This window comes from uncultured Campylobacter sp. (assembly GCF_937997405.1).
Taxonomy (GTDB): Bacteria; Campylobacterota; Campylobacteria; order Campylobacterales; family Campylobacteraceae; genus Campylobacter_B.
The window spans coordinates 1-3,353 of record NZ_CALKTL010000136.1 but is presented as its reverse complement, the minus strand read 5'-3'; the positions used below and the strand labels follow the sequence as shown (position 1 = coordinate 3,353).

The 3,353-nt window shown below is 41.5% G+C and carries 3 protein-coding genes and 1 CRISPR repeat array; all 3 genes read right to left on the bottom strand.

What is annotated here, in order from left to right; translation table 11 throughout:
• Positions 1-34 precede the first annotated feature (34 nt).
• Positions 35-1,115: direct repeats of the CRISPR family, unit length 30 nt; unit sequence GTTTCAATTCCCAACGGGATGGAATTCTAC.
• Positions 1,116-1,500: 385 nt separating this feature from the next.
• The 3 genes from cas1 to Q0372_RS07125 are packed head-to-tail and all read right to left on the bottom strand — an operon-like array spanning position 1,501 to position 3,300.
• Positions 1,501-2,499 carry a CRISPR-associated endonuclease Cas1 gene (cas1, locus tag Q0372_RS07135; protein ID WP_298104326.1) on the bottom strand — a complete coding sequence of 333 codons (999 nt, stop codon included), beginning with the start codon at positions 2,497-2,499 and terminating at the stop codon, positions 1,501-1,503.
• Between the two features lie 16 nt (positions 2,500-2,515).
• Positions 2,516-2,794, bottom strand: a complete 279-nt coding sequence (gene cas2 / locus Q0372_RS07130; RefSeq protein WP_298104323.1) for a CRISPR-associated endonuclease Cas2 — start codon at positions 2,792-2,794, stop codon at positions 2,516-2,518.
• A gap of 8 nt (positions 2,795-2,802) precedes the next feature.
• Positions 2,803-3,300 (bottom strand): Dna2/Cas4 domain-containing protein, encoded by a 498-nt coding sequence (locus Q0372_RS07125; RefSeq protein ID WP_298104319.1) that lies wholly within the window; start codon positions 3,298-3,300, stop codon positions 2,803-2,805.
• Positions 3,301-3,353: the final 53 nt, after the last annotated feature.

The window sequence follows — 3,353 nt, the reverse complement described above, 5'->3', positions numbered from 1 at the left end:
CCGTCCGCGCCTTTATAGCCGCATTGTGCACTTTGTTTCAATTCCCAACGGGATGGAATTCTACGCGAAAATTTCGAGCTCACGGAGTTTTCAAGCGATAGGTTTCAATTCCCAACGGGATGGAATTCTACTTTACCTTTGTATTCAGTCGTAATGCTACCCATTAGTTTCAATTCCCAACGGGATGGAATTCTACTTAAATTGACAAGAAAGCCGATAAAATCGACGTTGTTTCAATTCCCAACGGGATGGAATTCTACCTATCCCTTCAGGCGTCCAATCATTTAACTCTTCATTGTTTCAATTCCCAACGGGATGGAATTCTACTCCGCGTCTAGGCTTTCTTGTAGGTTCATATTATAGTTTCAATTCCCAACGGGATGGAATTCTACTAGATAGCGCGGCTTTCAAGTCCTCGATCGTCTTAGCGTTTCAATTCCCAACGGGATGGAATTCTACCTATGCTCGGCGAAGTCAAACCGCTAAACCAAAAGCGTTTCAATTCCCAACGGGATGGAATTCTACCGAATACGTTAAAAGTCTTTGCGATGAAAAAGGGCGTTTCAATTCCCAACGGGATGGAATTCTACCTTTATCCTTAGCTCCGTATAAAACTTGTCATTTCGTTTCAATTCCCAACGGGATGGAATTCTACCAAATTCGATTGACGCATTAGCGGAGGAGTTAAGAAGTTTCAATTCCCAACGGGATGGAATTCTACTCGTGGTTTTTTTCGCATCGATCGTAGCTATGTTTTAGTTTCAATTCCCAACGGGATGGAATTCTACGCTATCTGCTTCAATAAATGGCTTTTTGACGATAGGAGTTTCAATTCCCAACGGGATGGAATTCTACTGTCTTAATCGGAAATTTAACTCGCGATATCGAGCGTTTCAATTCCCAACGGGATGGAATTCTACAGAAAAAAGACGTTTAGAGCCGTCAACAGCTTTAGTTTCAATTCCCAACGGGATGGAATTCTACAAAGACTAAAACTTACGTCATACCTTTTCAAATCAAGTTTCAATTCCCAACGGGATGGAATTCTACAATGAGATGATTGATCGCGGGTTTCTACAATGCTAGTTTCAATTCCCAACGGGATGGAATTCTACAGCACGAATTTTGCCATTTTTCTAGGTAGAAAGTGTTAGGAGTATATATTTTTATGCCTTAAAATGGACTAAATTTAAAAAAGCGCCGATTACTCAATGCCCAAAATTAGGCATTTCAGAATCTTAAAAGCAACTTTATCGCTATCTATATGTATCGTGAGTGCAAATGTTAAAATCTCAATATAAGACATTCAAAAATCGAAGTGTGAATAATAAAAAGCTGAAATTTTAAAAGCATATGCGTTTTTAAAGCCAATTCGTTCGCCGTTCCGTGCTTCAGATCAAATTTATTTCAAAAGCACATGCATTTTAAGAGGGCGCAATCTATGGGCGTAAGTGATTCTAGTCAAAATTTCAAAAGCACGAATGAGCTTAAAAGCCCAGCCTACCGCCATACCAGCCCCTCGTAAGGCACGCCTTCACAGACGTATTTTTTAATCTGATTTGCCTCGCGACGTATAATTTGACGCCAGGTTAAGCTCTGTCCCGCTACGTTCGCGCAGGATGATAGTTTCTCAATCATTTTTAGCTCGATCTTTTGCACCGCTTCTCGACCGAATCGAATACGCCCCGCGTCCGTTTCAAAATCTTTTGCCGTAATCTCGCGTTTATTTAACATTCCAAAAATTAATCTATCGCCTAAAATAGGCTTAAAAATCTCTGCAAGATCAAGATGCAGGCTTAACGCGCGGTAGTTTGGCTCGTGTAAAAAGCCGATGCGCGGATCGAGCTCGGTTTTGTAAATTTCGCTGAGGCAGACGTTATAAATACGCGTATTTACATAGCTAATGAGGGCATTAATTTTATCTGCCGGCGGGCGTTTGGAGCGCGTCGTAAATTTAAAACTGCGCTGATCCTCGATGATTTCGTTCCAGGCCGCGAAATATTGCTTGGCAAAGCCGCCTTCCACTGCCATTACCGCTGCTATGTCGCAGACGCGCGCTAGGGCATCCAGATGCGGCGCAGTATCGAGCGAGACGCCGTAAACCTTGCAATTAATGGCTGCATTTAAGATGCGAGCGCGAGTAATCTCGCGAGCGATAAAAAGGCGCTTAGAAAGATCGTCAAAAGCCCGCAGCTGCGCCAAAAGTACAAAGCCGCTTTTATTTACAGAATTTGAAGTATCCGGGAAAAAACTGCCGCGGAAGCTCTGATAGGCGCTAAAAATATGCAACAAAATGTTATTATCAGCCAAAAACGCCATAGCATAAGTGTCAAGCTCTACCCGCGCCAAAATATAAATTTCATCAATTGCATTAATCGGCAAAATTTTACTAGTTAAAATTCCGCCCTCGTCGTTAAATTTATCGAAATATAGATTATTATCTTTGCGGCGCAATCGGCCTGGGCTCAAAATAAAATGCGTGCGATCCGATTTTTGCATACTTTATCCTTAAATTTTAGCTGAATATTGCCTCGTTTTTATCGCACCCGATGACGAGACGCTGTGAATATTTGAGCGAATTAAAAGTATAAATTACTACCGAATCAAGCCTGTTAGAACATTCTTTTTGCAAAATCGCCATTAATTTTTTAAGATCGCTCGCTCTGATTTCACCCTCAAAAACGCTGAATTGCACGCGAGGCAGAAACTTCTCGACCGCCTTTCGGACGCGCGCAGCGTTATTTTTCTCCTTTTCGTCGCTGCTTGAAATATCGTAAAATAAAATAGCGTACATTCTATCTCCTAAATGCAATAATCACGATAAACGCAACTCTCGCAAATCTTTTGCGGGCTAAATTTAGGCGGCTTTGGCTCATTCACAAGGGCGGCAATGCCGTTTAGAATTGTTTCGATTTTAGTGAAATTTTCGGCGTTATCCTCAATGGCTATGACGGTTTTGCCGCTAATTAGCTTGCCTTTCACCTCTTTTAAATTTAAGCCTGTTTTTAAAAGATAGATATAAAAAAGTAGCTGCATCTTGCCTGCTTCTGGATTTTTTAGGCTCTTTTTATATTCGGTGATGAGATAATGTCCGCGCTGCTTGGAAAGCTTGTCAAATTTCAAATTTGAAAATGCGAAGTCCTGCAAACCGTTCTCTTTGATGTCTGCTAGTGCCTTACCCATCAGCATGTTTTCATCTTCCTGATTGGCGTGAATATTGTGTCCGTAAAGCCACGCTTCGCGCTTACAGGTGACGTAATAATTCACAAGCGTGCCGGTGATTTGGTCTTTGCAAAACATTAGTCGAATACCTCTTCGGCAATCGTAAGTTTAGGAAGGAAACCATAGAATTT

Bases quoted from the DNA above. Each gene is read 5' to 3' on its own strand.
- cas1 (WP_298104326.1), bottom strand. From the start codon at position 2,499: ATGCAAAAATCGGATCGCACGCATTTTATTTTGAGCCCAGGCCGATTG.
- cas2 (WP_298104323.1), bottom strand. From the start codon at position 2,794: ATGTACGCTATTTTATTTTACGATATTTCAAGCAGCGACGAAAAGGAG.
- Q0372_RS07125 (WP_298104319.1), bottom strand. From the start codon at position 3,300: ATGTTTTGCAAAGACCAAATCACCGGCACGCTTGTGAATTATTACGTC.